We start from the raw sequence: 5,481 nt of genomic DNA on the forward strand, positions 1-5,481 counted from the left end.
CGCCGAGTGTCGCCGGCCGGCCTGGCAGGCCGCGCTGCGCGCCGTCGCGCCCGAGCTGGCGGAGTTCGAGCGGAGCCGGCGGGACGACCTGGCGGCGGTCGCCCGCCAGTGGGACGAGATGGTCCGGCAGGCCGCCGCCCACCCCGAGTTCCCGGCCGGTTAACCGGTCGACCGGCGGTCCCGGCCGTGCCACCATCGCCCGGTGTCCGACCCCGCCGATCCGGCCCTGTCCCGCTGGCAGTTCGACCTGACCTGGGCGCTGCTCGAATACCACCTCGACCGGCTCGACCCGGCGGACTTCCTCTGGGAACCGGGTCCGCTGTGCTGGACGATGCGGGCCGACCCGGCCGGTGGCTGGCGTCCGGACTGGGCCGACACCGAGCCGGATCCGGTGCCCGTGCCGACGATCGCCTGGCTCACCTGGCACATCGGCTGGTGGTGGTCGGTGGCCGCCGATCATCTGCGGCAGCGACCGCCACGGGAGCGCGCGGACGTGCGGTGGCCGGGGCCCGGCGCGGCGACTGTCTCCTGGCTGAACGGTCTGCGGGGGGAGTGGACGGACATCCTCGACGGCCGCACCGAGGCCGACCTGGCCCGCCCGTCCGCGTACCCCTGGCCGGCCGACGCCGGGCTCACGGTGGCGCACCTGGTGGCCTGGGTCAACGCCGAGCTGATGAAGAACGGTGCCGAGATCGGTCAGCTCCGGCTGCTGCGCGCGGCCCGCGCCTGAGCCGTCGGTCGCGCGGGCCGTCCCGCGGTCAGTGCGCGCCGCCGAGGTTGAGCACCACCACGCCGGCGATGACCAGACCGGCCCCGACCACCTTCGTCACGCTCAACGGCTCGCCCAGGAACGCCGCCCCGACCGCCATGATCGCGGCGGTGCCCAGGCCGGACCAGATCGCGTACGCCACGCCGACCGGGACGTCCCGGACCACGAGGGCGAGCAGCCCGAACGCGGCCAGATAGCAGGCCACCAGGCCGACCGTGGGCCAGAGCCGGGTGAACCCGTCGCTCGCCTTGAGCAGGCTGGTGCCCACCACCTCGGCCGTGATCGCGAGCGCCAGCAACAGATACGCCATGCCGGGACCGTACCCGGCGATTCGCCGACCGTGCGGTGGTGACGCCGGGCGGGCGCCACCACCGCACGCGCACGGGTCAGGAGACCGTGCAGGCCTTTCCGTTGAGGGTGACCAGGGTGGGGTCGGGGTTGGGGGTCGTCGAAGCCGTGCCGTTCAGGCCGAACGTGGTGGACGCTCCGGGCGCGAGTCTCCCGTTCCAGGACAGGTTCTTCGCGGTGACCGTGGCACCGGTCTGGGTGACCTCCGCCGACCACGCGTGGCCGACCTTCTGGCCGCCGGTGAAGGCCCACCGCAGCGTCCACCCGTTCACCGCCGTCGTACCGGTGTTGCGCACCGTGACCTGGGTGGTGAAGCCGGACGGCCAGCTGCCGTGGGTGGTGTAGGCGACCGCGCAGGTGGGCGCCGGCACGGCACCGGCGTCACCCTGGTCGGCCAGGAACGACGCGAGCCAGGCCAGCGCCGAGTTCCAGTTGATCGCCACCTCGTTCGTCGCGTACGAGTTGATGTCGTCCACGTAGCAGAACATCGGCGCGCACCCGGCGAGCAGGTTCGCCGCGTACGGGTCCTGGAGGGCGGCGTTCGGGCCGCCGGCGAGCGAGCCGGCCGGCGGGTTCGGCAGGTCCGGGTTCAGCTGGTCGGCGAAGATCCGGCTGTGCTGGTTGTGCGCGTTCTGCTCACCCCAGCCGGTCACGTAGGACATGTTCAGCGCGTTGCGGCCGAACAGGTAGTCGGCACTGCGCACCGCCCCGTCCCGGTACTTCGCGTCCCGGCTGAGGTCGAACGCGGTGGCCAGCACGATCGCGTTGTTCACCACGTTGCTGTTGCTGCCCCAGACGTACGCGTCGGCGGTGCCGGGCATCGGCAGTCCGTACGCCTGGTCGTCGATCGCGGCCAGGTAGCGGTCCGCGGCGGCGGTCACCGAGGCGCGGATCCGGGTCTTCTCGGCCGCCGGCAGCGTGTTCGGCACGGTGGCCAGGTCGAGCCGGCCCAGCGCGGCCACGCTCTGCCAGCCGAACGCCCCGTTCGGGGTGAAGACGTCGGCGGTGTGCAGCGGCGAGGCGGTGACGTCGGCCAGGTACGCCTTGTCGCCGGTGCTCAGCCACAGCTCGGCCGCGGCCCAGTAGAACTCGTCGGTGACGTTCGTGTCGTCGTACGCGCCGCCGCCGGTGCCGTCGCTGGCCGAGGCGTAGATCGCGGGGTGCGCCTTCGCCGCCGCGTACGCGGTCTTCGCGGCCGTGGCGCAGCGGGCCGCGTAGGCGGCGTCGTACGGGGCGAACAGCCGGGCGCACTGCGCGGCCACGGCGGCCAGGTTGAGCGTGGCCGCGGTGGACGGCGGATGCAGCTCGCGCGGCTGCGGGTCGTCCTGCGGGGCCAGCGGCAGGCCGGTCCAGTTCCTGTCGTGGATCTTGTGGTGCACCATCCCGGCCAGCGGCTCACCCGCCGGCACCTGCATGCGCAGCAGGAAGTCCAGCTCCCAGCGGGCCTCGTCGAGCACGTCCGGCACGGCGTTGCCCCGCTCGGGCACCCGCAGCGTGGCGTCACCGAGGGCCGCGCCGCCGTCGGCGGTCTCCGCGGTCTTGGTCCGCTCGAACGCGTTCAGCAGTTGGTAGGTGGCGATGCCGCCGTTGACCACGTACTTGCCGTGGTCGCCGGCGTCGTACCAGCCGCCGCGCACGTCCAGCCGGTAGTCGCAGACGCCGGGCTGGCAGGGCACGTCGGTGTCGCCCTGGTTGGGCGCGACGCCCAGGTGGCCGGCGGGGCGGGCGTACTCGGCGCCGATCAGGTCGCCGTCGATCGCGATGCCGCTGCGCTGGGCGTAGAAGAACTGGAGCGAGTCGGCGCGCAGCCGCTCGTAGAGCGCGCCGGAGATGTCGAACGGGTGGCTGGTCTCGCCGTCGACGGTCAGCGTGTAGCCGGTGCCCGGCGTGCGGTACGCGGAGAAGTCGACCGTCTGCACGTTCTGCGCCGAGGCGGCGTCGGTGCCACGCGGCGTGGTCTCGCCGCTGGCGACCACCGCACCGGCGGCCGACCTCAGCTGCCAGGGCAGCGCCGCGGTGGCCTCGGTGACCACGGTGGCGTGCTTCGGCCCGCCGGGCAGGTAGCCGACCTGGTTCACCCGCACCCGCGGCCCGGTGTCCGGCTCGTACGGCGGGGCTGCCTCGCCGCCGCGCAGCGACACGTTGTCGAGGCAGAACGTCTGCGCCTGGGCGCTGCCGCCGATCTGGAAGATGAGCTGGGCGCCGGCGTTGTCGGCGGGGGAGGTGAAGGTGGTGGTGACGTGCCGCGCGGTGCCGCTGGCGGTGGCGTCGACGCTGGCGTACGTGGTGTAGGGGGCGCTGCCGAGCTGGAGCACCGCCTTGACGGCCGCGCCGGGGGTCGCGGAGACGTCGAAGGACAGCTCGTACTCGGCGCCGGAGATCAGCGGCACCGCGTCCTGACCGATGCCGGCGTCCCAGGGGTTGGCCGTGCCGGCGGCGACGGTGGTGCAGAGCCGGCCGTCGGTGACCGCCAGGTCGCCGGTGCCGTAGGAGAACCAGGGGGACACGCCGGCGCTGAAGTCGCCGTTGCGCAGTTGTTCGGGGGCGTCCGGCGGCACCTCGGCGGAGGCCGGGCCGGCGGTGGCGGCGAGCGCCAGGGTGGTGGCCGCGGCGAGCGCGACCAGCCGACGACGGGATCGGGTCACGGAGGGTTCCTTCCGTGCTCGGGGGTGGTGGAGGAGAGCACGGGAGCTGGGAGCGCTCCCACTATCAGGGCGATGTTTCCACCGCGTTCCGCCCCTGTCAATCGATCCGACCCGATGGCCCGCGCGCGCCCGTGCGCAGGGGGGTCCACCGCGCCACGTACGATGGTGGTGATCTCCTAGAGACAACCGAGCCCTCGACCTGGCAGGCTGCGACCCATGACCCTGAAGCTTCGTTCCGTCGGAGCGAGCGACCGTGGGCTGATCCGCAGCGGCAACCAGGACGCGCAGCACGCGGGCGCCTGGCTGGTCGCGGTCGCCGACGGCATGGGCGGCATGGCGGCCGGCGACCTGGCCAGCCGTATCGCGATCGACGCGATCGCCCCGCTGGACGTGGAGACGCCTGAGCACGCGCTCGTCGCCGCGCTCCAGGGCGCCATCGAACGGGCCACCGAGGGGATCCGCCGGGCCGTCGAGGAGGACCCGGAGCGCCAGGGCATGGGCACCACGTTGACCGCGCTGCTGTTCGCCCGCACCGGCAGCTGCCTGGCGCTGGCGCACGTCGGCGACTCCCGGGCCTACCTGTTCCGCGAGGGCGTGCTCAAGCAGGTCACCCGCGACGACACGTTCGTGCAGATGCTCGTCGACCAGGGCGTGATCACCGCCGAGCAGGCGAGCAGCCACCCCCGGCGCGCCGTGGTGACCCAGGCGTTGCAGGGTGACCAGGTCTCCCCGACGTACGCGACGATGGTGCCCCGCGCCGGCGACCGCTGGCTGCTGTGCAGCGACGGCCTCTCCAACGTGGTCCGCGCCGACACCCTCACCGAGGTGCTCGGCGAGGGCCTGGACCGGGACGCCTGCGCGGCCCGGCTCATCGACCTCGCGCTGCGGGCCGGCGGCCCGGACAACATCACCGTGGTGATCGCCGACGTCGTCGAGGAGTGACCGCGCCTAGCGCCGGCGCGGGCTGGCCCGCCGGGTCGGCTCCGCCGTCGTCGGGTCCTCCGGCCACGGGTGACGCGGGTAGCGACCCCGCAGTTCCGCCCGCACCTGCGGATAACCGGTCCGCCAGAACGAGGCCAGGTCCGCGGTGACCGCCACCGGCCGCCCGGCGGGAGAGAGCAGGTGCAGCAGCACCGGCACCCGCCCGTCCGCGATCCTGGGCGCGTCCCGCCAGCCGAACGTCTCCTGCAGCTTCACCGCCAGCACCGGGGCGGCCGGATCGGTGTAGTCGACCCGGATCCGCGAGCCGCTGGGCACCGGCAGCCGTTCCGGCGCCAACTCGTCGAGGCGGGCCGCCTGCCGCCAGTCGAGCAGCCGCCGCAGCGCCGCCGCCACGTCCACCCGGGCCAGGTCGCCGCGGCGGCGGACCCGGGTCAGCTCGGGCCCGAGCCAGAGCGGCGCGGCGTCGAGAAGCGCGGCGTCGGAGACGTCCGGCCAGTCGTCGCCGAGCGCCGACCGGCAGAAGGCCAGCCGGCGGCGCAGCGCGACCGCCTCCGGCGACCAGCCGAGCAGGTCGAGCCCTTCCTGCCGCAGGCCGTCACGCACCGCCGCGACCACCAGCTCCGGGTCCGGCGCTCTCAGCGGCCGCTCGACCAGCTCGACGGCGCCGAGGCGGAGCACCTCCCGCGCCACCACGTCGCCGGCGGACCAGCCGACCTCCCGATCGGTGCGCAAGAGCCCGGCGCCGGCCTCGCGCGCCGTCGCCTCGTCGATCGGGGC

General features: G+C 74.3%; 5 protein-coding genes. 2 read left to right on the forward strand and 3 right to left on the reverse strand.

What is annotated here, in order from left to right; all coding sequences use genetic code 11:
* The first annotated feature begins 202 nt into the window (after nucleotides 1–202).
* Nucleotides 203–730 carry a DinB family protein gene (locus HUW36_RS24500; protein WP_174530325.1) on the forward strand — a complete coding sequence of 176 codons (528 nt, stop codon included), beginning with the start codon at nucleotides 203–205 and terminating at the stop codon, nucleotides 728–730.
* Nucleotides 731–758: 28 nt separating this feature from the next.
* Here HUW36_RS24500 and HUW36_RS24505 read toward each other — a convergent pair whose 3' ends face one another.
* Together HUW36_RS24505 and HUW36_RS24510 are read right to left on the reverse strand one after the other, a co-directional pair.
* Nucleotides 759–1,079 (reverse strand): DMT family transporter, encoded by a 321-nt coding sequence (locus HUW36_RS24505; RefSeq protein WP_091578394.1) that lies wholly within the window; start codon nucleotides 1,077–1,079, stop codon nucleotides 759–761.
* A 76-nt stretch (nucleotides 1,080–1,155) separates the two neighbouring features.
* Nucleotides 1,156–3,762, reverse strand: coding sequence for a glycoside hydrolase family 9 protein (locus HUW36_RS24510; protein ID WP_174530326.1), 2,607 nt, complete (start codon nucleotides 3,760–3,762; stop codon nucleotides 1,156–1,158).
* A 216-nt stretch (nucleotides 3,763–3,978) separates the two neighbouring features.
* Here HUW36_RS24510 and HUW36_RS24515 point away from each other — a divergent pair, with 216 nt between their 5' ends.
* The gene (locus tag HUW36_RS24515; RefSeq protein ID WP_174530327.1) at nucleotides 3,979–4,704 is read left to right on the forward strand and encodes a PP2C family protein-serine/threonine phosphatase; all 726 of its coding nucleotides are present in this window, start codon (nucleotides 3,979–3,981) and stop codon (nucleotides 4,702–4,704) included.
* Nucleotides 4,705–4,710: 6 nt separating this feature from the next.
* Here HUW36_RS24515 and HUW36_RS24520 read toward each other — a convergent pair.
* A partial coding sequence (locus HUW36_RS24520) for an ATP-dependent helicase C-terminal domain-containing protein (protein WP_281357556.1) occupies nucleotides 4,711–5,481 on the reverse strand: 771 nt, incomplete at its 5' end.

It is taken from the genome of Micromonospora maritima (assembly GCF_902825405.1).
Lineage (GTDB): Bacteria > Actinomycetota > Actinomycetes > Mycobacteriales > Micromonosporaceae > Micromonospora > Micromonospora maritima.

Bases quoted from the DNA above. Each gene is read 5' to 3' on its own strand.
- HUW36_RS24505 (WP_091578394.1), bottom strand. From the start codon at position 1,079: ATGGCGTATCTGTTGCTGGCGCTCGCGATCACGGCCGAGGTGGTGGGC.
- HUW36_RS24515 (WP_174530327.1), top strand. From the start codon at position 3,979: ATGACCCTGAAGCTTCGTTCCGTCGGAGCGAGCGACCGTGGGCTGATC.